The organism is Streptomyces sp. NPDC057743, assembly GCF_042798755.1.
Lineage (GTDB): Bacteria > Actinomycetota > Actinomycetes > Streptomycetales > Streptomycetaceae > Streptomyces.
In genome coordinates this window covers 1-21,467 of the sequence record NZ_JBHVJX010000058.1, presented here as the reverse complement: position 1 = coordinate 21,467, position 21,467 = coordinate 1, and the positions used below count along the sequence as shown (strand labels likewise).

Sequence of the window (21,467 nt, the reverse complement as noted above, 5' to 3'; positions counted from 1 at the left end):
ACCTCATGCAGTCCATCCCTGTGGACACCTCCCGCCTCGGCGTACTGCGGTGCGCGGTCGGGCCCGAGCCGAAGCTCGCGGACTTCGAAACCAAGCAGGTCAAGAAGGACCGGGACGGCAACACCATCTACACCGTCGGCGTGACGGTGCGTCAGGACGGGCGGCGGGTCTCGGTGATCGAGATCGCCGTTCCCGGCGAACCCAAGGGCCTCACCGAAGGCACCGAAGTCCGGGTGACCGGCATGGAAGCCTTCGCCTGGGCCATGGGCGACCGACACGGCATCAGCTTCCGCGCCTCCACCATCACACCCGTGCCGACTGCCGGTTCCGCCGGCAAGGGCGGCGGTGCCTGATGGGGCCGTTACTGTTCACGGGCGTTCTCGCCCTGGCAGTCTGGGCGTTGGTCTTCCGCAACGACCTGCGACGGCCGCGGCCGCAATGGCACTGGTACCTCGTCGGCTACCCGGTCACCGCGCTGCGGGTGGCGTTCACCTGGCGCCGCGTCGCCTACCTCAACGGCCTGACCGTCTCCCACAAACCCAACCGACGGGTGCTCGGGGACCTGGCGGTCAAGGGCGAACCGCTGCGCACCCACACCCCGCGCATCTCCTTCCCTCGCGCCACCCCCTACGGCCTGGAGGTGACGGTCCGGCTCCAGGCTGGGCAGACCCCGGCGCCGTTCCTGGCCTCGGCCGACTCCTTCGCCCACGCCTGGCGCGTGCACACGGTCCGCATTGTCTCCCCCGAACGCGGTGTCGTGCGTCTCACCGCCACGGCCCGCGATCCACTGGAGCACGCGGAGCACCCCGGTGCGTCAGGTTCGGCGGAGCTGCTGTCTGCGACCGTCGGTGCGCTGGAGACGGGGCGCGCATGGGTGATGAACTTCCGCCGGGTCCCGCACTGGCTGATCGTCGGCGCAACGCAGTCGGGCAAGTCCACGCTGTTGGCACGGCTGGTCACCGAACTGGCCCCGCAACCGGTCGCCTTGGTCGGCATCGACTGCAAGGGCGGCATGGAACTGGGCCTGCTGGAAATGCGGCTCTCAGCCCTGGCCACCTGCCGCAGCGAAGCGGTCACCGTGCTCGCCGCGCTGGTCACCGAGATGCAAGACCGCATGCGCAAATGCCGTACCGCGGGCGCCCGTTCGATCTGGGAACTACCCGAACAAGGTCGGCCCGTGCCCGTCGTCGTGATCGTGGATGAGCTGGCGGAGCTGTACCTGACCAACGGCAGCAAGGAACAACGCGCCGAAGCCGAAGAGTGCACGACCTACCTCCTGCGCGTGGCCCAACTGGGCGCGGCCCTTGGCCTCTACCTGGTCGTCGCCGGTCAACGCGTCGGCTCCGACCTCGGCCCCGGCGTCACCGCGCTGCGGGCGCAGCTCAGCGGCCGGATCTGCCACCGCGTCAATGACCCCGGCACCGCCGAGATGGCGCTCGGTGACCTCAACAAGGACGCGGTCGTCGTCGCGCAAACCATCGGTGAAGCCGAACGCGGAGTCGCCGTCACCACAAGCGACATGGGCGGCTGGACGCGCGGCCGATCCCACCTGGCCACGCCGGCCGAAGCGCGAGCAGCCGCGGCCGAGTTCGCCAGGATGACGCCCCGCCCGAAGTTCCTGGCAGGCACTCCCGGAGGAGGGACGCTCCTGTGAGCGAGCAATCGGCCACGCTGCTGGCCGTGGTCTTCGGCACCATCACCGTCCTGCTCGTCCGCTCCCGCGACGTGAAGTGGTGGGAGGCAGCTCTGATCGCCCTGTTCGGCATGTACGCGGGACAGACCCCCCTCCTCTTCGCCGCCGATGGCCTCGTCCACTGGGTCATCTCCATCGCCACCCACACCTGACAACAACTGGAAGGAACCTCACGATGCCCATGCGCCGCGTCCGCTGCCCCGTCTGCAAGGGACAGCGCTACTACCGCACCCCCTCCGGCCGCCGGCAACGCTGCCACTGCTGCCGCGGCAAGGGCACCATCCGCTAACCCACCCGCCCACCAGACACAGAAGGGATCGCCATGGACCCATCCGACCCAACCGTCACCATCCGTGCCGCTTCGGCGGCCCACCCCGGGAGGTCCCCACCATCACCGCCAACACCACCTCGACCGACAGGCGCGCCGCCCTCGACCGCGCGGCGCGCCTGCGCCACCTCTCCGACACCGACCGCGACATCCTCCTGCTCGCCCAAGACCCGCAGTTCCCCCGCTGGTTGGAACAGATCACCGCTATCGGTGGCTGTGCCCACCCGATCCATCTCCAGGGCTCCACCACCACGCGTGATGCCGGTACCGGCGAGATCCTGCACCACTACGACACCCGCAACGAACCCGGCGAACGGCTTCTCGTCCGCTGCCGCAACCGCCGCGCCACCGTCTGCGCCCCCTGCTCCCGCCTCCATGCCGGCGACACCTTCCACCTCGTCCGCGCCGGCCTCCTCGGCGGCAAAAACGTCCCCACCGACGTACGCGACCACCCCCGCCTCTTCGTCACCCTCACCGCCCCCTCCTTCGGCCCCGTCCACCGCACCACCACGGACGACGAACGATGCCGCCCCCGCCGTAGCGCCGACCGCTGCGAACATGGGCGGCCCCGTGGCTGCTCGGCCATGCACGACGCCACCGATCCGCTCGCCGGGCAACCCTTGTGCCCGGACTGCTACGACTACCCGGCACACGTCCTATGGCACGCCCACGCCGGACGGCTGTGGAAGGCATTCACCGACAACCTCTACAACCACCTCGCCGCCCGCACCGGACACACCCGCACCGGCCTACGCCGCGCGATCCGCATCTCCTACGCCAAAGTCGCCGAGTACCAAAAACGCGCCGCCGTGCACGTTCACGCCGTGGTTCGCCTCGACGGCGCCAACGGCCCCGGCGAACCGCCGCCCACCTGGGCGTCGGCGGAAGACCTCACCGCCGCTGTGCAGACCGCGGCCGAAGCCGTTCACCTACGCGCCCCGTACAGCCGGGCCCTTGGGGAACACCAACTGCGCTGGGGCTCCCAACTCGACGCCCGGCCGCTCCGCGCCTTCGGCGGACATGAGGGCCTGGCCGACGAAGCCGTTGCCGCCTACGTCGCCAAGTACGTAACCAAGGGCGCTAACGACACCGGGGCCGGCGCTGACCACCGTCTCTCGTCCCGGGCCGAGATCGACGCCGTACCCGCCACCCCGCATGTACGGGCACTCCTACGAACCTGCTGGCGGCTCGGCGGACTCTCCGAGTTCGAACCACTGCGACTACGCGCCTGGGCACACACCCTCGGCTACCGCGGCCACATCCTCACCAAATCCCGCGCCTACTCCACCACGTACGGCGCACTACGCGAGGAGCGAGCCGAATACCGGCGTGATGGCTCACAGGCCATCGACAATGCGGCCGTCGTCACGAACTCGAACTGGCGATACGTCGGCTCTGGTCACACGCTTGGGGCTGCTGAATTCGCTGCCGGTATCGCGGAAGACATCGCCCGAAGCCGTGATCTTGCCCGCGAAGCAATGGCCAACGACTGTGAGGCCGGGGTATGAGGCGGAAGTGTCGGGAAAGCCGCCCTGGTGATGGAAATCGACTAGAGCGGCTGCGAGAACCCAACGGAACGGATTCTGACCAAAAGGTCATTTGGCGCACAACGGAGAAGCCGGGATCGCAAGCGGCTTATCGCCGAATGCTGGAAATTCTGTTCGGGCCCGAATAGAGCGACTATCGCGTATAGTCGACTGAACACATGGGTGACCCCGGCGGTGCGCCAACACCCCGGGGCCTGGCGAGTCACGGAGGACTCACATGGGTAAGTCTGTCACATCTGCGATCGACGTTGCAGCTCGGCCTCTCAGTCCCGCTCTCGCGCTCCGAGCCGTGGACTACCTGCGGGTTTCTACCGAACAGCAGACCAAGGGCTACGGCATCGCCTACACGGGCAAGCGCACCGCCGCCCACATCCGGAAGAAGAGCTGGACGCACGTCGACACCTTCAAGGATGAGGGAGAGTCGGGGACGCTGCCCTGGCAGAGGCGTGAAGGCGCGGCACGGATCATGGAACTCGCCGTTCAGAATCCCCGCCCCTTCGACGTCGTCGTGGTCTACGAAACCCGGGCCATCGGTCGTAAGAACCGAGTGTTTTGGGAGTGGGTCTGGAAACTGCAAGATCTCGGCGTTTTCGTGGCTGTTGTTGATGAAGATATCGACAATACTACCGAGGACGGCGAAGCGCGGATGCGTGAGAAGGCAAACGAAACCTTCAAGGAACTCACTCGCATTCGGAAGCGTACTCAGGGCGGCATCCAGGAAAAGGTCGAACTAGGGGAGTACGCGGGAGGTCAACCGCACTACGGCTACCGGATCAAGAACCAGGGGAAGAGGGGGGAGCAGGAACTCGTGATCGACGAGTGTGACGGAGAGGATATCTGCACACGCACGGACCCCTGCGAAACGGTTCACGAAGCCTACGTTCTCCGTGAAGGTCGTAAGTACGTCGTCAAGTACCGGGGCGACTGGACCAAGACCGTTGTCTCTCTCAACGCTCGCGGGCTTGTGAACAGGTCGGGGAAACCGTGGAGTGCCAAGAACTTCCGTGATCGCCTCATGGACGAGGATCTTCTGAACGCCCGCAAAACCTACCGCCACCCCAAGCGAGCGAACCTCGGGCCCGACGGGAAACCGGTCTGGGGCCCGACGGTGGTCATTGAGCTTCCTCGGATCTTCACCGAGGAGGAGGTAGCCGAACTGCGCAGGGTGGTCCGGCTCCCGAAGCCTTCCCCTGTCACCGGACGCGTCTACCCGCTCTCAGGACGGATTCGGAGCCTATGCGGGAAGTTCTACACGGGAGGTGGGGCAGGGGCCGAGGACTCTCCGCGCTACACCTGCCAGGGGAACCACGCGGCCTACCCGGGGGCGCCGAAGTGCTCTTGTGCAACGCTCCACGCGGAGTCAGTAGAGGCATGGGCCTGGAAGAAGGTCTGCGATCTACTCGGCGACCCCAAGAAGCTGCGCGCCATGGCTGACGATTGGGTCGGCGTAGCGAAGGATCAAAGCGTTGACTACGTGGCACGGCTAGCTGTTCTCGACCAGAGGATTGCTGAGCAGGACGACACCCTCGACATCATGATGGCCGTCGCAGCCAAGAAGGCGGCCAGGGCGGGGTTGAGAGGAGCAGAGGCCGAGGCTTCTGTGGACAAGGCCATCAAGTCCGAGGTCGAAGCCCTCGAATCCTTGAAGAAGGAGCGGGCCGAAATCGAGATCTGGCAGGCGGAGTCGTTGCAGGCGGATCAGCGTGCCAAGGACCTACAGGAGATCGCACAGCGGGCGGACGCTCGTCTCGAACACCTTGGTGTAGAGCGGCAGGCGGAGTTCATGGAACTGCTCAGCGCCGAGATCGTGCTTGAGGGGCCCCCGCCAAACCTGAAGGGCTTGGAGTGCCCGATCGGGCGCTGGTTCCGCGAGAACGGCCGCCTGGTGCCGATGCTCTGTGATCACGCCTGGGAACTGGTGATGGCCTCGGAGAACTTTCCCCATGGGGGGACGGTCCCTCGCCAGAGGGGTGGGCTCGCGCCTCGAACGATCCTTGAGGCTTTCCTGAAGAAAGCCCAAACAGGAGCCGCATGGCCCGAGTTGAACGCCGAGTACGGCTCCACGGGACTCATCGGGCACTGGAAGCGCTGGGTTGCTTCCGGCCGGTGGGAGCGCGTTATGGAGGCCCTGAAGGGCGCGGAGGGCCTTCCTGCCGCGCCCCGCTACCCTCTCCCGCCGTTGCGTATGACGGGAGAGGTGAGGCCGGGAGTCATGCTCGCGGCGAGCGTCCTCGCATGCCACGCCCAGGAATCGGCCCCTTAGGGACAGGCATGTTGCTCATCAGGTCGCCGAGGGCGCGCAGGCGGTCGTTGACGGCCGTCACCTGGGCGCCGGGGAGGACGCGGGGGAGCTTCAGCAGGTGGGTGCGGAGCTTCTTGAGCGCGACCTGGCCCTCGCCGTCGCCGACGATCACGTCGTGCACCGGGGCGTCCGCGACGGTGCGCGCCATCCGCTTCTTCTCCGCGGCCAGCAGACCGCGCAGCCGGTTCGGGTTGCCCTCGCCGACCAGGACGATGCCGGCCTTGCCGACGGCGCGGTGCACCACGTCCTGGCTGCGGTTCATCGCGACCGCGGGGGTCACCGTCCAGCCGCGGCCGACGTTCTCCAGGACGGCGGCCGCCGCACCGGGCTGGCCCTCCATCTGCCCGAAGGCCGCCCGCTCCGCGCGCCGGCCGAAGATGATCGCCATCGCCAGGAACGCCAGGACGAAGCCCAGCACGCCCGCGTAGACGGGGTGGCCGATCAGGAAGCCGATGGCGAGGAGCACGCCGAAGACGACGATGCCCGTGCCAGCGACGACAAGACCGACCTTGGAATCGACCCGACGGGTCATCTTGTAGGTCAGGGCGATCTGCTTCAGCCGCCCGGGGTTCTCAGCGCCGCCAGCGCCGGTTGAGTTTGCCTTCCTCGCCATACAGCGAAGTTTACGTGGCGTGCGGACGGCCGGTGGCCGCGGCCTCCAGGACGTACTCGGCGTCGTACCGGTCCTTGGCGCGGCGGCGGTCCTCCAGGACCGACGTCCAGGCGTTGCGGCGGGCGGTGCGTTGGCCGCCGCGGAGCAGGACGGCCTCGATGGCACGCAGGGCACCGGTGACGGAGGGGATGGGGCGGGCGGTGGCGCGAAGCGGCGCGGCCTCCATGGTGATGGTCTCCCTCGGACGAACGGAAGCGAACAGGGGGGCGGGTGGGAGGTGTCGAACGGTGCGTGCATCCATCGTCACCGAAGGGTGTTACCAACGGATGACCTGCCGGTCAAACACCTATGAAACGTTGACGCGGCCCCCACGCCCCCCTGCCGGAGGGGAGTGCGGGGCCGCGTCTCACCAGCATGTGCCACGCTTCACAAGTTGGCGCGCCGGGCGCGTCAAACCGCCTGACTGGACGCCTCGACCTCGCGCCGCTCGATCGCCTGCTGGTACAGGCGGCCGGCGCGGTAGGAGGAGCGGACCAGCGGGCCGGACATGACGCCGGCGTAGCCGATCTCCTCGGCCTCCTCCTTGAGCTCCACGAACTCCTGGGGCTTGACCCAGCGCTCGATGGGGTGGTGACGCACGGAGGGGCGCAGGTACTGGGTGATCGTGATCAGCTCGCAGCCCGCGTCGTGCAGGTCCGTCAGCGCCTGGCTGATCTCCTCGCGGGTCTCGCCCATGCCCAGGATCAGGTTGGACTTGGTGACCAGGCCGGCCTCGCGGGACTGGGTGATGACGTCCAGCGACCGCTCGTAGCGGAAGCCGGGGCGGATCCGCTTGAAGATCCGCGGGACCGTCTCGACGTTGTGGGCCAGCACCTCGGGGCGGGACGAGAAGACCTCGGCGAGCTGCTCGGGGACCGCGTTGAAGTCGGGGATGAGGAGCTCGACGCCGGTGTCGGGCATCGCGGCGTGGATCTGGCGGACGGTCTCGGCGTAGAGCCAGGCGCCGCCGTCCTCCAGGTCGTCGCGGGCGACGCCGGTGATGGTGGCGTACTTCAGGCCCATGGTCTGTACGGACTCGGCGACCCGGCGGGGCTCGTCGCGGTCCAGCGCCTGCGGCTTGCCGGTGTCGATCTGGCAGAAGTCGCAGCGGCGGGTGCACTGGTCACCGCCGATGAGGAAGGTCGCCTCGCGGTCCTCCCAGCACTCGAAGATGTTGGGACACCCCGCCTCCTGGCAGACCGTGTGCAGGCCCTCGCTCTTGACCAGGCCCTGGAGGTGGTTGTACTCGGGACCCATTTTCGCCCGGGTCTTGATCCACTCGGGCTTGCGCTCGATGGGGGTCTGGCTGTTGCGGACCTCCAGGCGCAGCATCTTGCGTCCGTCGGGTGCGACTGCGGACACGTCGGCTCCCTAACAACTTCGATTCTTCGGCGTACACCAGGGTACGCCCGTCAATTCGCACGCAGATCCGCGTGCGGGTCGTGCTCGGCCAACCTCCGCGGGGAGGAGGGCATTCCCGCGGGTCGGCCGCGGGGCGGGGGTCAGACGGCGCGGGGGAGGAGCTCGGCGTTCTCCAGGACGTCTCGCAGGTGCTTCTCGGCGACCGGGAGGACCTCGGCGATGGTGATCTCGCGGCCCAACTCGCTGGAGAGCGAGGCGACACCGGCGTCCCGGATGCCGCAGGGCACGATCTTGTCGAACGAGGTGGTGTCCGGATTCACATTGAGGGCGAAGCCGTGCATGGTGACGCCCTTGGCGACGCGGATGCCGATGGCGGCCAGCTTGCGGTCCTCGCGGCGCTGGCCGGCATTGGACGGCGCGTACTCGGGACCGTTCAGCCGCGGGTCGAAGAGCTCGTCGGTGGCCCGCGGGTCGAAGTCGAGCTGGAGACCGCCCAGGGCGGGCCGCTGCTCTGTGCCCTCGGTCGCGCTCCGCCTCGACTCCGCTCCGGCCGAGTGCCCCTCCCTCGTGCCTCGGTCAGGACCCTCGACCTGCGCTGCATCTCGGCTGCGCCGCTCGACGGGATCGCCGAGCACCCAGACGCCGCTGCGGCCCTCGACGCGGGTGCCCTCGACGCCGAACTCGGCGCAGACCCGGATCAGGGCCTCCTCCAGCCGTCGCACATGCGCGACCACGTCGACCGGGCGCGGCAGCTTCTGGATCGGGTAGCCCACCAGTTGGCCGGGGCCGTGCCAGGTGATCTTCCCGCCGCGGTCCACGTCGACGACCGGGGTGCCGTCCAGCGGCCGCTCGTCGTCGGAGGTGCGTCGCCCCGCCGTGTAGACGGCCTGGTGCTCCAGGAGCAGGCAGGTGTCGGGGATCTCGTCGGCGAAGCGGGCGGCGTGGATCCGGCGCTGCTCCTGCCAGGCCGGTTCGTACTCGACGGCGTCCGCCCCGAAGCCCAGACGGACAAAGCGCAGCCCCTCGGGTGTGGGGGTCTCCCCCCGAGAGATCGCAGTCACGGCAGCTCCCCTTCGAACCTTGTCGCAGTCGCCTGCGACGTCGCGTGCCTCTTTCGAGGCACTTCCGATTGCCTCTCGCGCCCATGCCACTGTACGGCCGCCGTGTGCGCCCCCAGCACGGGGCCGGTGCGCCGTGCGGCCGCCGACGCGCCTGTGACGTGCTCACACGATCGGATGAACGCGGGTCGCAGGCGGCGAGAACGGCGCCGAAGGCCGTTACATTCACGCCGTTCCACAAGGGCGAAGAGCACGCCGGACGGGGTCAGTCGTAGCCCGGCGGCCCGGCCCGGAAGGCAGGAGACCGGTAAAGCTGATGACGGAACGACCCCCGCACCACACGCCCAATCGGCAGCTCGCCGCGCTCATCGCAGAGGCGGGCTTCTCCAACGCAGGGCTGGCCAGACGGGTTGATCAACTGGGCATCGAGCACGGCCTGGACCTGCGCTACGACAAGACCTCGGTGACGCGTTGGCTGCGCGGGCAGCAGCCCAGAGGCACCACCCCCGCCCTGATCGCGGAGGTCTTCACCCGCCGGCTGGGGCGCCGGCTGTCCGCCCAGGACCTCGGCCTGGACGCCTGCGCGCCGGTGTACGCGGGGCTGGAGTTCGCCTCGACCCCGACCGAGGCGGTGGACATCGTCAGCGGGCTGTGGCGCAAGGACTCCGGCAGCCATGCCGAGCTCCGCAAGATCGCGTTCACGCCGGCCGGGCTGGTGGTGCCGAGCCGGGACTGGCTGATCGGCCGGCCCGACGAACGGGTCGCGCACGGCGACCAGTCGGTCGAGGACCGGGTGCCCCTCCAGGGCGGTCGGCTGGCGGTGCCCCGGCAGCGCCAGACCGAGCGGGTGGACCGCGTCCAGGGCAGCCGGGTCACCTCCGGCGACATCGCGGCGCTGCGCTCGGTCGGCGAGCTGTTCCGCGCCCTGGACCACGCCTACGGGGGCGGCCACGCCCGTCAGGCGCTGGTGCGCTATCTGGAGCACGAGGCCGAGCCGATGCTCCGCGGCACCTACGGGGAGGCGGTCGGCCGCCGGCTGTTCGCGGCCGCCGCCGACCTGACCCGGCTGGCCGGCTGGACCTCCTACGACATCGCCGCGCACGGCCTGGCGCAGCGGTACTTCGTCCAGGCGCTGCGGCTCTCCCAGGCCGCCGGGGACCGGGCGTACGGCGCCTACGTCCTGGTGACGATGAGCCGGCAGGCGGTCTATCTGGGGCACGGCAGGGAGGCGGTCCAACTGGCGCGCGTCGCCCAACAGGGCGTCGGCAGCGGCGTTCCGCCCACCGTGCAGGCGCTGCTGCACGCCGCCGAGGCGCGCGGTCACGGCGTCCTGGGCGAGGTCCGGGCCTGCACGGCCGCGCTGGCCCGCGCCGAGCGGGCCCTGGAGAGCGCCCGCCCCGGGGACGACACCCCGTACTGGGCGCGCTTCTTCGACGAGGCACAGCTCGCCGACGAGCTCGCGCACTGCCACCGCGACCTCCAGCAGTACCGCGCCGCCTCCCAGCACGCCGAGCGCTCCCTGCAGCTGCGCGCCGCCGGGTTCGCCCGTAGCCGGCTGTTCTGCCGGGTGGTGCTGGCCACCGCACGGCTGGGCCTGGGCGAATTGGAGCAGGCGTGCACCCTGGGTGCCGAGGCGGCCCTCCAGGCGTCCGAGATGCGGTCGGTGCGGGCGCACGAGTACGTCCGGGACTTCGAGCGCCGGCTGGAGCCGTATCGGGACGCCGCGGCGGTGCGCGGCTACCGGGAGCGGGTGGCGGCCCTGGGGTGACCAACGGGCGGTGCGGCGGCCCGTGTTACGCCGCCGCCCGCACCGCGTCCGATTCCGGGCGGGCCGGCAGGCCGAAGTCCTGGAGCAGGGCGCGGGCGGCCCGGCGGCCGGAGCGCAGCGCTCCCTGGAGCGTGCTGGTGTCCCGGTGGTCGCCGCACACGTACAGCCCGGACAGCACCCGCACCGCGCGCTGCGGGTCGTGCGGGGTGGCCATCGCGGGCACCGCGTACGGGTCGTGATGGCCCGTCAGCAGTTGCCAGTCGTCGCTCCGCACCCCGTAGAGCCGGTCGAGCTGCGGCCGGACGGTCTTGTCGAGGGCGTCCAGGGGCAGCGCCGCGGCGGTGCCGAGGACGACCGTGGTGACCAGTGGGCGGCCGGGCGGGGTGCGCGAGGGATCGATCGCGCCGGCCGGGTAACTGAAGCCGACCGGGCCGTCCGTGGGCAGGATCAGCGCGGTCTCCCGGCCGGGGCCGCCGCGGGCGCCGGCCGGGGCGGGCGCGGTGTGGTGCAGCACCGTCACGGGGTGGAAGGCGGGCAGCCGCAGCCCCGGCAGGAGGCGGGCGGCGTCCCGCGCGCCGGTCGCCACCAGCACCGCCCGGCACGGTATCCGGCCGTGCTCGCGGGTGCTGACCCCGTTGGTGTCGACGGCCGTGACCGTCACCGACGTGTGCACCGCGCCCGGCGGCAGGCCGGCCGCCAACAGGTCGGGGACGGCACAGGCGCCGCCCGCCGGAAGCGTCAACCGGCCCTCGGCGAACGCCCGCAGCACCTGCGCGGCGCCGCGGCTGGAGCCGAGCAGTCGGGGATCGCACAGCAGCGCGCCCAACAGGGGCCGCAGGAAGGTGTCGTGGGTGCGCGGCGGGAACGCCGGGCGGCCGGCCAGCGCGTCGCTGACCGGGCGGTCGGGCGGCGGGGCGGCGGCGGAACGCTCGGTGCGCCGGTCGGCGCGCGTGAGGGCGCGCGCCGCGGAGAGTGCGCCCCTTGTGCTCCTCAACGGGCTGATGCGGTGGTTCCGTTGGCCGTTGTGCAGACTCAGCCCGGCGGCGAACGGGCGCAGCGTCAGCTCCGCCAGGCCCGGCGTCCGGCGCAAGGCGGTCGGTGAGACCGCCAGCGGGCGGCCACAGCGGTCCAGACGGAAGCCGTCCACCTCGTCGGTGACGTACCGGCCGCCGACCCGCGACGCGGCCTCCAGGACGGTGACCGTGAGCCCGGCCCCGGTCAGATGGCGGGCGGCGACGAGGCCGGCCGGCCCGGCCCCCACGATGACGACGTCGACGGCCGATGCGGTGCGCAGCACATGCCCCTCCCGAGGTCGGTCCCAGCGGCAGCGCACGGATCTCCTGCCCGGTGTGGCCGTCCGGGAAGCCCAGTCGTGTGTCCGAGGACCGTAGGGAGCACCGTGGTCCCGCCGACAGGGGCGCCCTGGGGGCGCGTCGGTGCGTCCCGTTGCCACGCCCCGGTCCCGGGTGTCCTACGACGCCAGGGCGGCCCGCACCGCGTCGGTGATCCGGGGGTGCGCGAAGGTGAATCCGGAGTCCAACAGCCGCCGCGGAACGATCCGTTGGCTGCCCAGCACGTCGCCCGCGAACTCCCCGAGGGCCAGCCGCAGCACCGGCGCCGGCACGGTGCACAGCGTCGGGCGGCGCAGCAGATGACCCATCACCGCCGTCGCCTCCCGGTTGGTGACCGGCTCCGGTGCGGTGAGGTTGACCGGCCCGGACAGCTCCTCGGTGGCCAGCAGATGACGGAGTGCCGCCAGGTGGTCCCGCAGGGAGATGAAGCTCCAGTACTGGCTGCCGTCGCCGAGCCGGCCGCCCAACCCCAGCCGGAAGAGCGGGAAGAGCCGCCCCCAGGCGCCGCCGGAGCGCGCCACGACCAGGCCGGTGCGGGCGAAGACGGTCCGGATGCCGGCGTCCAGCGCGGGCGTCGCGGCGTCCTCCCAGGCCACGCAGAGCTCCGGCAGGAAACCGGTGCCGGCCGGCGCGTCCTCGTCCGTGCGCCGGTCCCCGGTGTCGCCGTAGTAGCCGATCGCGCTGCCCGAGACGAAGACCCGCGGCGGGACGTCCAGCGCGGCCAGCGCGGTGGCCAGCGTCCGGGTGCCCAACACCCGGCTGTCGCGCAGCTCTTGCTTGTACGCGGCGGTCCAGCGGTGGTCGGCGACGCCCGCGCCGGCGAGGTGGACCACCGCCTCGCAGCCGGCCAGCGCGGCCGGGTCGAGCCGCCTGCCCTTGGGGTCCCAGGTCACCTCGTCGGCGGCCGCCGGCTGGCGGCGGACGAGCCGGACGACGTCGTGGCCGTCCGCGCGCAGGTTCCGGACGAGGGCTGTGCCGATGAGTCCGGTCGAGCCGGTGATCGCGATCCGCATGGGGCCATCCTGCCCGCACTCGCGGGCGGCGGCACGGGGGAGCGGCCCGCGCGAGCCGGACTTGAGCGCTAGCGGCGGAAGCGGTCCCACAGCCGCGGGAAGCGCTCGGCCAGGGCCGCGTCGTCGTCGACGTCGACGTAGGGGCCGAGCGGTTCGGACGGCGGCGGGGGCAGGCCGAGGTCGGGCAGGTCGGTGCCGGTCAGTTGCTCGTACGCCTCGTCGGCCGTGTAGCCCAGGTCCTCGGCGTCGCCGTCGGCGTCCTCGTCGAAGTCGGGCAGCAGGTCGGCGAGGTGGTCCGGGTCGTGCAGCGCGCCCTCGAAGGTGTGCCGGCCCTGGCCGATCAGCCAGCAGCGGAAGGCGTCGAAGGCGTCGTCGCTCGCGCCGTCGAGCAGTACCGCGGCGGCCGCCCACAGGTCCCAGGTGTACGCGCGGTTGTAGCGCGCCTCGAAGTGCCGGGCGAAGTCCAGCACCCCGTCCGGGTCGAGGCCGAGCAGCCGGTCGACCAGCGCGTCGGCCTGCTCCTCGGGGTCGCCGGAGGAGTCCGCGCGGGAGCCGTCGATGAGCGCCCAGAACTCCGTCTCGTCCATCACCGCTCCAGCATCGGTCCTGGCGCCGCGGCCCGCACGCGGAGTGCCCCCGGCGCCGGTGGGGCGGTGACCGGGCCGCGGCTCCCTCGTTGTGCGGCATGCAACGACGGCAGACCAGACCACCAGAAATCACCCACTCCGTGAAGGGCGCTCCCGCCATGCCCATGGACGAACGCACCCGGGCCGAGGTCGAACGCGCCGAGGCGGCCCTCGTCGAGCACTACCCGCACCTGGTCCGCCTCGCCTATCTCGTCCTGCCCCCGTCGATGGGCCGCCACCGCAAGGTCCTCACCGCGCACGGCCTGGTGCAGCGGGCGCTGCCGTGGCGGGTGCCGCGCCGGCGGGCCGGGGCGCTGCCGGCCCAGCGCGGCCCGCAGGCCGCCGGCTCCGGCTACGAGCTGGTGCGGCAGCGGACCCTGGAGCTGGCGCTCGCCTACGAGCAGCGGCAGCGGCCCGCGGTGCTGCTGCCGACGGTGCCGTTCGTGTGGGGGCTGCGGCTCTTCCCGCGAGCCGGCGGCGCCGACGAACTCGCCCTGGACCAGGCGCTGTCGGCGGCCCCCGCCGCCGTACGGGCCGCGGTGGGGCTGTGGCACCTGGAGGGGCTGGAGGCGGACGCGGCGCGCTCCGTGCTGGCGCGGGCCGGGGTGCCGGACCCGGACGCGGCGCTGCGGGCGGCCGGTCAACTGGACCGGCGGACCGGGGCCGGCGCCGCCGCGCTGCTGAACTCGGCGGAGTTCGACCCCTGCACGGTGCAGGCCCGGCCGACGGACCTGCTGCGGCGCCGGCAACGGGTGCGGGCGACGGCCGCGTTGGCGGCGGTGTTGGCGGCCGGGGCGCTCGCGCTGGCGCTGCCCGACGGCCGGCCCGCGCACGGGCCGGTGTCCACCGCCGCCCAACAGGCCCTGGACCCCGGGCGCCTGCTGCGGGCGCCCAACGAGCAGTGGGCGCGCACCTCCCGGGTGGACTTCACCGCCTGGCCGCCGCGCGGCCGCGAGGCCGGCAACCGGCGGTTGCTGGCCCGGGCGTTGCGGGTCTGGGCCGCGCCGCCGCCCGGCACCCGGATCGTCGCGGCCGCGGACACCTCCACCCGGCCGCCGGCCGTCCCACCCCGGCTGCTGTACGCCGGCCTGATCGACAACGTCATGGTGGTGGTCTTCCACGACGGCGAGCGGCTGGTGCGCTACGCCGAACCGGCCGGCGCCACGCCCACCCTGCACTTCGCCCGGGTCGACGGCGCCGACCTCACCTCCGCCGGCGGCCTGGTGATCGGCCGCGGCAACGGCTGGCTGCGCTACCTCATCGCGCCCTGGGTCGCCGACGTCACCACCCGGGACCTGCTCGCCCCGGGTGCCCCCTCGCGCGGGCTGCACCTGGCCCCGGACGGCGTCACCGACCGGATTCCGCTGCCGCCCGCGGACGGTGCCGCCTGCGGGCACTGGCCGGTGGCCGCGTTCCGCTCCTCGCCGCGGCTCGACGACCGCCGCTCCTTCCTGGTGACCGACCTCGGCGACCTGGCGCCGGTGCACCTGACGTATCTGGCGCCGCCGACGGCCGGCGGCCCGGGCGGTCCGGAGGAGGCCACCGGCGGCCCCGCGCTGCGCAGTTGGGCCCGCACCGCGTGCACCCTGCGGTCGCTGCGCGGCACCGGCGTACGGGCCGTCAACAACTGGGCCTATGCGCAGCAGGACCTCCCCGAGGGCGGCGGCACCGCGAGCTGGGTGTGCAACCGCGCCGACACCTGGCGCGGCCCCGGCCGGGTCATGCTCCAGTTCCAGCCGCCCGCCGCCGGGCCGGCCGACCCGGGGCGGATCGTCGGGCGGGAGGCCGACACGGCGGCGTGCAGCCCGTTCGGCCAGCATGTGCTCGGCGACGTCCACTGGCGGGCGAAGTCCGGAAAGTGGTACCTGCTCGCGGCGGGCAGCAGCGAGGTGGCCGGGATCGAGGCGACCGGCGGGGTGCGGGCCACGGCCGACGCGTCGGCGCTGGCGACCCCGGCCGCGTCGAACGCCCCGGCGCAGGTCACCGGGCGACTGCGGGACGGCCGACCACTGCGGGCGCTGCGGCCGTAGGGCCCGGGGCGCGATCCGAAGAACCCCGCCGAAATCCCGACAGAAAACCCGACAGCCAATCCCGACAGGCAATCCCGACAGAAGGTGTCGGGATTGCCTGTCAGCGTTGCCGCGTACCACCGCACAGCACGCAACAGCGAGGAGCGACACGTGACGACGCAGGACAAGGTGGCGGAATCGCAGGCACCGGGCGGGCGGCAGCCCGACGGCAAGCTCACCGGCCGGGTGGCGCTGGTCGCCGGGGCGACCCGGGGCGCGGGGCGGGCGATGGCCGTCGAACTGGGCCGCGCCGGCGCGCTGGTGTACGTCACCGGGCGCACCACCCGGGAGTCGGTCAGCGAGGTCGGTCGGCCCACGGAGACCATCGAGGAGACCGCGGAGCGGGTGACGGCAGCAGGAGGCACCGGGATCGCGGTGCCCACCGACCACCTGGAGCCGGATCAGGTCAGGGCGCTGGTCGAGCGCATCGACCGCGAACAGGGCCGGCTGGACGTGCTGGTGAACAGCGTCTGGGGTGGCGACCGGCTGATCCAGTTCGACACCAAGGTGTGGGACCTGGACCTGGCGAACGGGCTGCGGATGTTCCGGCTCGGCATCGACACCCACGTCACCACCAGCCACTTCGCGCTGCCGCTGTTGATCCGGCGGCCCGGCGGGCTGGTCATCGAAGTCACCGACGGCACCGTGGAGTTCAACCGCACCTACCGCAACAGCCTCTGCTTCGACGTCACCAAGAACGTCCCGCACCGGATCGCCTTCGGGCTCGCCAGCGAGCTCAAGGAGTACGGCGGCACGGCGGTCTCGCTCACCCCGGGCTTCCTGCGCTCCGAGGAGATGCTGGACTACTTCGGCGTCACCGAGGCGACCTGGCGCGACGCGATCGCCAAGGAGCCGCACTTCGCCATCGCCGAGTCGCCGGCGCTCATCGGCCGCGCGGTGCGGGCGCTGGCCACCGACCCGGAGCGGGCCCGCTGGTCCGGACAGTCGCTCTCCAGCGGCCAGTTGGCGAAGGAGTACGACTTCACCGACGCCGACGGCTCGCAGCCGGACGCCGACCGCTACTTCGCGGAGGTGGTCATGGGCGGCCGGAACGCGACCGAGGAGGACTACCGCTAGGGCGCTTCTGACGGATCTCCGTGGAGGAAGGAGCGGCGTCTGGTGCGTGCGATCGCAAGGCGCCGGGATGGCTTCATAGCGGAGCTATGGGGGCATTTCGGCAACGCCGCGAGCGTGCGTGCCAGACGCCGCGACGCCGCGGAGATCCGTCAGAAGCGCCCTAGGGCCCTTCCGATGGGGCAGCGGCGGCGGGGGAGTCGTCGGTGGGCCGCCCCGTCGTGGGCTCCCGTGCGGGGCCGTAGAGCGCGGCGGCGCGGTGGGCGGCCGTCGCGAACCGCTCCCGCAGCCCGGAGGGCGCCAGCACCTCGCCCTCCGGGCCGAGCGCGAGGAGTTGGGCGTAGGCGACCTCCTCGGACTCCACGGGGAGGGTGACCGTCAGCCAACCCCGCGCGTCCGGGCCGCCGTCGGCCGTCGCCCGCTCGACGGCGGCCCGGGCCGCGGCCGGCTCGGTGACGTACGGCAGTTGCCGCACACCGCGGGGGGTGAGCCTCAGCACCACCTCCTCGCGCAGCAGCGACCGCCGGAACTGCTCGGCACGCTCGGCCCAGAACGCGGGCAGGTCGAACTCCGGGTCGCGGACGAAGCGGCCGGAGTCCACCGGGTCGGGGGGCGCCGGCGGCCCGCTCGGCGCCGTCGGTCCGAGCGGCTCGGCCGCGGTGAAGCGGTCGAGGCGGTAGACCCGGAAGCCGGCCTGGGGGGCGCCGCCCGCGGATGTGACCCGGGCCGCCAAGTACCAGACGCCGGCCTTGAGTACGAGGCCGTAGGGCTCCAGCTCGCGGGCCACCTCGCCATCCGCCCGGAGATAGCGGACCGTCAACCGGCGGTCGTCCCACACCGCCTCGGCGATCACCGGCAGCAGCTCGGGCGTCTCCGGGTCGTGGTACCAGCGCGGCGCGTCCAGATGGAACCGCTGGGCGGCGCCGGACGCGGCGTCCCGCAGCTCCGGCAGCAGCGCGGCGGAGACCTTCAGCCGGGCCGCGGAGGCGACGTCGGCCAGCCCCATCTCCCGCAGCGCGAAGGGCACTCCGGACAGGAAGAGCGCCTCCGCCTCGCGGAGATCGAGGCCGGTCAGCCGGGTGCGGTACCCGCCTATCAGGCGGTAGCCCCCGGCCCGGCCGCGGTCCGCGTAGACGGGCACCCCGGCCTCCGAGAGCGAGAGCACGTCCCGGGCGACCGTGCGCTGGGAGACCTCCAGCTCCCGCGCCAGCTCGCCGGCCGTCATCGACGGTCGGGACTGGAGCAGCAACACCATTTTGATCAGCCGCGCGGCACGCATGCATCCATCATGCGCGGCACCACTGACAACCCCCGCTGACCTGCGACGGGAGGCGGGCGGGAAGCGGGTGGGAAGTGGGCGGGCAGGAAAAAAATCCCGTGCGGAGACCCCGGGCGCGGTGGGTGATCTCCGCACGGGAGCAAAGGGGCGGGCGGCGCCCGGTGTCGGCCGGAGCCGCCCGCGTCAGGGGCCCTCGCCGCGCGCGGCGGCTCCAAGGAGCGGCCATGCGCGGCGAGGGACCGGCCCCTCAGAGCCCGTAGCGCTCGCGGGCCTCCTTGACCTTCTCCGGCTTGACGTCCCCGCGCCGGGCGAGGGCCGCCAGCGCCTGGACGACCACCGACTGCGGGTCGACGCCGAAGTGGCGGCGGGCCGCCTCCCGGGTGTCGGACAGACCGAAGCCGTCCGTCCCGATGGAGACCCAGTCCTGCTCGACCCACGGGGCGATCTGGTCCGGGACCGCCCGCATCCAGTCGCTCACCGCGACGACCGGGCCGGGCGCACCGGCCAGCGCACGGGTCACGTACGGGACCCGGTCCTCGCCCTCCAGGCGGGCCGCGTCACACTCCAGGGCGTCCCGACGGAGCTCCGTCCAGGACGGCGCGGACCACACGTCCGCGGCCACGCCCCAGTCGGCGGCGAGCAGTTGCTGCGCCGTAAGGGCCCAGTGGATCGCGGTGCCGGAGGCCAGCAGCTGGAGCCGGGGCGTCTCCGCGTCCTCGACGGCGGCGGCCTCCTGGAAGCGGTAGAGGCCCTTGAGGATGCCCTCCTCGACGCCCTCCGGCATCGCCGGCTGCACCTTGGTCTCGTTGTAGACCGTCAGGTAGTAGAAGACGTCCTCGGCGTCCGGACCGTACATCCGGCGCAGGCCCTCCTTGACGATCACCGCGACCTCGTAGGCGAACGCGGGGTCGTAGGAGAGCGCCGCCGGGTTGGTGGAGGCGATCAGGTGCGAGTGGCCGTCGGCGTGCTGGAGGCCCTCGCCGGTCATCGTCGTCCGGCCCGCGGTGGCGCCGATCACGAAGCCGCGGCCCAACTGGTCGGCCAGCGCCCAGAACTGGTCGGCGGTCCGCTGCCAGCCGAACATCGAGTAGAAGATGTAGAACGGGATCATCGGCTCGCCGTGCGTCGCGTACGACGTGGCGGCGGCGGTGAAGTCGGCCAGCGAACCGGCCTCGGTGATCCCCTCGTTGAGGATCTGGCCGTCCTTGGCCTCCTTGTACCAGAGCAGCTGGTCCCGGTCGACCGGGTCGTACGTCGCGCCCTTGGGGGAGTACAGGCCGGCGGTCGGGAAGAGCGACTCCATGCCGAAGGTGCGGGCCTCGTCCGGGACGATCGGGACCCAGCGCTTGCCGGTCTCCTTGTCCCGCATCAGGTCCTTGACCAGCCGGACGAACGCCATGGTGGTGGCGATCTCCTGGCTGCCCGAGCCCTTCTTCAGCGCGTCGAACGCCTTGTCCGCGGGGAGCGGCAGCGGCTTGGCCACGACCTTGCGGGCCGGCGCCGGGCCGCCGAGGGCGGCGCGGCGGGCGCGCAGGTACTGCATCTCGGGGGAGTCCTCGGCCGGGCGCCAGTACGGCACCAGGTCGCCCTCCAACGCGCTGTCCGGGATGGGGAGTTCGAGCAGGTCCCGCATGGTGCGGAACTCCGCCATCGTCAGCTTCTTCATCTGGTGGTTGGCGTTGCGGGACTCGAAGCCCGCGCCGAGGGTGTAGCCCTTGACGGTCTGCGCCAGGACGACCGTCGGCGCGCCCTTGTGCTCGACGGCGGCCTTGTAGGCGGCGTACACCTTGCGCGGCTCGTGGCCGGCGCGAGAGGTCTGGAACAGCTCCAGCAGCTTGGCGTCGGAGAACGTCGCGCCGATCGCCTTGAGGGCGTCGCTGGCACCGAAGAAGTGCTCGCGCAGGTAGGCGGCGTCCCGGGTGGCGTAGGTCTGGAACTGCGCGTCCGGGGTCTCGCGCAGCCGCTGGAGCACCAGGCCGTCGGTGTCGCGCGCGAAGACCTCGTCCCACGCCTCGCCCCACAGGGCCTTGACGACGTTCCAACCGGCGGCGCGGAACTGGGCCTCCAGCTCCTGCACGATCTTGAAGTTGGGGCGGACCGGGCCGTCCAGGCGCTGGAGGTTGCAGTTGATGACGAAGGTCAGGTTGTCCAGACCCTCGCGGCCGGCCAGCGCCAGTGCGGCCGTCGACTCCGGCTCGTCCATCTCGCCGTCGCCGAGGAACGCCCACACATGCGAGTTGGCGGTGTCCTTGATGCCGCGGTGCTCCAGGTAGCGGTTGAAGCGCGCCTGGTAGATCGCGGAGAGCGGGCCGAGGCCCATCGAGACGGTGGGGAACTCCCACAGCCAGGGCAGCCGCCGCGGGTGCGGGTACGAGGGCAGGCCCTCGCCGCCGGCCTCCTGGCGGAAGTGGTCGAGCTGCTCCTCGTCCAGCCGGCCTTCGAGGAAGGCGCGGGCGTAGATGCCGGGGGAGGCGTGGCCCTGGATGTAGAGCTGGTCGCCGGACCCGTCGGTCTCCTTGCCGCGGAAGAAGTGCTGGAAGCCGGTCTCGTACAGCCAGGCCGCCGACGCGAAGGTCGCGATGTGACCGCCCAGGCCCAGCTTGGAGCCGCGGGTGACCATCGCCGCCGCGTTCCAGCGGTTCCAGGCGGTGATCCGGGCCTCCATGGCCTCGTCACCGGGGAACTCCGGCTGCGCGGAGGTCGGGATGGTGTTGACGTAGTCCGACTCCAGCAGGGACGGCAGCTCGCCGCCCTCGGTGCGCGCGGTGTGCTCCAGCGCCCGGCGCATCAGGTACGCGGCGCGATGCGGGCCCGCTGCCTTGGTGACGGCGTCCAGCGACTCGCGCCACTCGGCCGTCTCCTCGGGATCGCGGTCCGGGAGCTGGTCGAGTTGGCTGTACGGCAGGCGCACGGGATCGGGCATGGGTGGCCCCTTTCCGGACGGGTGGGAATGCGAGTTCGGCAGGCATTCGGCAGGCAGGGGTGTCGCGCCCCGGTCATCGACGATAACTCCGTGATCGATGATCGATCAATGTGGATCGAGAGAAAACCCCCAGGTCGGCACGGGGTGTCTCAATTCGGGGCACTCCGTGCCAGGGCCTGCGGCCGGCTGCTTCCCACGTACTTGGCTTTCCCGCCGCGCGGGTTGCTGTTCTTTGCGCCTTGCGGCGCGGGCGGTGCCGCTGCGCGGGGCGGTGCCGCTGCGCGGGCGCGCCGACTTGTTGTCCGCTGCGCGGGGCTTTTGGGTGCGGTGACGGGCCTCCGGGGGCGGTAGGCCAGACTGCTTCGCTTTACGTCTGGCCTACCGCCCCCTCCGACCCCTCCCCAACCCTGGGGGGGGTGTA

At 72.0% G+C, this 21,467-nt stretch carries 16 protein-coding genes and 2 pseudogenes; 8 read left to right on the top strand and 10 right to left on the bottom strand.

Annotated elements, in window-relative coordinates; genetic code table 11:
• The first annotated feature begins 5 nt into the window (after positions 1 to 5).
• The 5 genes from ACFVFQ_RS36145 (at position 6) to ACFVFQ_RS36125 (ending at position 5,831) form a co-directional block, all read left to right on the top strand.
• Positions 6 to 353 carry a hypothetical protein gene (locus ACFVFQ_RS36145; protein WP_383424509.1) on the top strand — a complete coding sequence of 116 codons (348 nt, stop codon included), beginning with the start codon at positions 6 to 8 and terminating at the stop codon, positions 351 to 353.
• A complete protein-coding gene (locus ACFVFQ_RS36140) occupies positions 353 to 1,654 on the top strand; it encodes an FtsK/SpoIIIE domain-containing protein (protein WP_383424508.1) in 1,302 nt (433 codons plus the stop codon). The genes ACFVFQ_RS36145 and ACFVFQ_RS36140 overlap by 1 nt, the downstream gene beginning before the upstream one ends.
• Complete coding sequence (locus ACFVFQ_RS36135; RefSeq protein WP_383424506.1) at positions 1,651 to 1,845, top strand: hypothetical protein; 195 nt, start codon at positions 1,651 to 1,653, stop codon at positions 1,843 to 1,845. Before ACFVFQ_RS36140 ends, ACFVFQ_RS36135 begins: the two co-directional genes overlap by 4 nt.
• Positions 1,846 to 2,140: 295 nt before the next feature.
• Positions 2,141 to 3,529 (top strand): replication initiator, encoded by a 1,389-nt coding sequence (locus tag ACFVFQ_RS36130; protein ID WP_383424529.1) that lies wholly within the window; start codon positions 2,141 to 2,143, stop codon positions 3,527 to 3,529.
• A gap of 256 nt (positions 3,530 to 3,785) precedes the next feature.
• Positions 3,786 to 5,831: a recombinase family protein gene (locus ACFVFQ_RS36125; protein WP_383424504.1), complete on the top strand. Its 2,046-nt coding sequence runs from the start codon at positions 3,786 to 3,788 to the stop codon at positions 5,829 to 5,831.
• On the opposite strand, the gene ACFVFQ_RS36120 is transcribed toward ACFVFQ_RS36125, so the two are convergent.
• The 5 genes and pseudogenes from ACFVFQ_RS36120 to lipB form a co-directional block, all read right to left on the bottom strand.
• Positions 5,779 to 6,483 carry a DUF4191 domain-containing protein gene (locus ACFVFQ_RS36120; RefSeq protein ID WP_383424502.1) on the bottom strand — a complete coding sequence of 235 codons (705 nt, stop codon included), beginning with the start codon at positions 6,481 to 6,483 and terminating at the stop codon, positions 5,779 to 5,781. The two genes, ACFVFQ_RS36125 and ACFVFQ_RS36120, sit on opposite strands and share 53 nt — an antisense overlap.
• Positions 6,484 to 6,493: 10 nt before the next feature.
• Positions 6,494 to 6,709, bottom strand: a complete 216-nt coding sequence (locus ACFVFQ_RS36115; protein ID WP_274916061.1) for a hypothetical protein — start codon at positions 6,707 to 6,709, stop codon at positions 6,494 to 6,496.
• Between the two features lie 224 nt (positions 6,710 to 6,933).
• Positions 6,934 to 7,884, bottom strand: coding sequence for a lipoyl synthase (gene lipA, locus ACFVFQ_RS36110; protein WP_383424500.1), 951 nt, complete (start codon positions 7,882 to 7,884; stop codon positions 6,934 to 6,936).
• Positions 7,885 to 8,024: 140 nt separating this feature from the next.
• Positions 8,025 to 8,396 (bottom strand): annotated as a pseudogene (locus ACFVFQ_RS36105) (lipoate-protein ligase B); the annotation flags it as partial.
• A gap of 105 nt (positions 8,397 to 8,501) precedes the next feature.
• Positions 8,502 to 8,903: pseudogene (gene lipB, locus ACFVFQ_RS36100) on the bottom strand (lipoyl(octanoyl) transferase LipB); the annotation flags it as partial.
• Between the two features lie 355 nt (positions 8,904 to 9,258).
• Here lipB and ACFVFQ_RS36095 point away from each other — a divergent pair.
• Positions 9,259 to 10,710 (top strand): regulator, encoded by a 1,452-nt coding sequence (locus tag ACFVFQ_RS36095; protein ID WP_383424498.1) that lies wholly within the window; start codon positions 9,259 to 9,261, stop codon positions 10,708 to 10,710.
• Positions 10,711 to 10,735: 25 nt separating this feature from the next.
• On the opposite strand, the gene ACFVFQ_RS36090 is transcribed toward ACFVFQ_RS36095, so the two are convergent.
• From ACFVFQ_RS36090 to ACFVFQ_RS36080, 3 genes are all read right to left on the bottom strand, one after another.
• Entirely contained in the window at positions 10,736 to 12,007 is a 1,272-nt protein-coding gene (locus ACFVFQ_RS36090; protein ID WP_383424496.1) for an NAD(P)/FAD-dependent oxidoreductase, read from the bottom strand.
• Between the two features lie 174 nt (positions 12,008 to 12,181).
• Complete coding sequence (locus ACFVFQ_RS36085; protein WP_383424494.1) at positions 12,182 to 13,075, bottom strand: TIGR01777 family oxidoreductase; 894 nt, start codon at positions 13,073 to 13,075, stop codon at positions 12,182 to 12,184.
• 68 nt (positions 13,076 to 13,143) lie between these two features.
• Positions 13,144 to 13,662 carry a DUF4240 domain-containing protein gene (locus tag ACFVFQ_RS36080; protein ID WP_383424492.1) on the bottom strand — a complete coding sequence of 173 codons (519 nt, stop codon included), beginning with the start codon at positions 13,660 to 13,662 and terminating at the stop codon, positions 13,144 to 13,146.
• Positions 13,663 to 13,826: 164 nt separating this feature from the next.
• Here ACFVFQ_RS36080 and ACFVFQ_RS36075 point away from each other — a divergent pair, with 164 nt between their 5' ends.
• Positions 13,827 to 15,731, top strand: coding sequence for a hypothetical protein (locus ACFVFQ_RS36075; protein WP_383424527.1), 1,905 nt, complete (start codon positions 13,827 to 13,829; stop codon positions 15,729 to 15,731).
• A gap of 150 nt (positions 15,732 to 15,881) precedes the next feature.
• Complete coding sequence (locus ACFVFQ_RS36070) at positions 15,882 to 16,847, top strand: SDR family oxidoreductase (protein WP_383424490.1); 966 nt, start codon at positions 15,882 to 15,884, stop codon at positions 16,845 to 16,847.
• Positions 16,848 to 17,007: 160 nt separating this feature from the next.
• Here ACFVFQ_RS36070 and ACFVFQ_RS36065 read toward each other — a convergent pair whose 3' ends face one another.
• Positions 17,008 to 18,123: a helix-turn-helix transcriptional regulator gene (locus ACFVFQ_RS36065; RefSeq protein ID WP_383424488.1), complete on the bottom strand. Its 1,116-nt coding sequence runs from the start codon at positions 18,121 to 18,123 to the stop codon at positions 17,008 to 17,010.
• 247 nt (positions 18,124 to 18,370) lie between these two features.
• On the bottom strand, positions 18,371 to 21,046 hold the full coding sequence (aceE, locus tag ACFVFQ_RS36060) for a pyruvate dehydrogenase (acetyl-transferring), homodimeric type (protein ID WP_383424486.1): 2,676 nt from the start codon (positions 21,044 to 21,046) through the stop codon (positions 18,371 to 18,373).
• Positions 21,047 to 21,467 lie beyond the last annotated feature (421 nt).

Excerpts from the sequence above, each read along its gene's own strand:
- ACFVFQ_RS36075 (WP_383424527.1), top strand. The coding sequence starts at position 13,827 with ATGGACGAACGCACCCGGGCCGAGGTCGAACGCGCCGAGGCGGCCCTC.
- ACFVFQ_RS36080 (WP_383424492.1), bottom strand. The coding sequence starts at position 13,662 with ATGGACGAGACGGAGTTCTGGGCGCTCATCGACGGCTCCCGCGCGGAC.
- aceE (WP_383424486.1), bottom strand. The coding sequence starts at position 21,046 with ATGCCCGATCCCGTGCGCCTGCCGTACAGCCAACTCGACCAGCTCCCG.
- ACFVFQ_RS36125 (WP_383424504.1), top strand. The coding sequence starts at position 3,786 with ATGGGTAAGTCTGTCACATCTGCGATCGACGTTGCAGCTCGGCCTCTC.
- ACFVFQ_RS36085 (WP_383424494.1), bottom strand. The coding sequence starts at position 13,075 with ATGCGGATCGCGATCACCGGCTCGACCGGACTCATCGGCACAGCCCTC.
- ACFVFQ_RS36115 (WP_274916061.1), bottom strand. The coding sequence starts at position 6,709 with ATGGAGGCCGCGCCGCTTCGCGCCACCGCCCGCCCCATCCCCTCCGTC.
- ACFVFQ_RS36065 (WP_383424488.1), bottom strand. The coding sequence starts at position 18,123 with ATGCGTGCCGCGCGGCTGATCAAAATGGTGTTGCTGCTCCAGTCCCGA.
- ACFVFQ_RS36095 (WP_383424498.1), top strand. The coding sequence starts at position 9,259 with ATGACGGAACGACCCCCGCACCACACGCCCAATCGGCAGCTCGCCGCG.
- ACFVFQ_RS36145 (WP_383424509.1), top strand. The coding sequence starts at position 6 with ATGCAGTCCATCCCTGTGGACACCTCCCGCCTCGGCGTACTGCGGTGC.
- ACFVFQ_RS36140 (WP_383424508.1), top strand. The coding sequence starts at position 353 with ATGGGGCCGTTACTGTTCACGGGCGTTCTCGCCCTGGCAGTCTGGGCG.
- ACFVFQ_RS36120 (WP_383424502.1), bottom strand. The coding sequence starts at position 6,483 with ATGGCGAGGAAGGCAAACTCAACCGGCGCTGGCGGCGCTGAGAACCCC.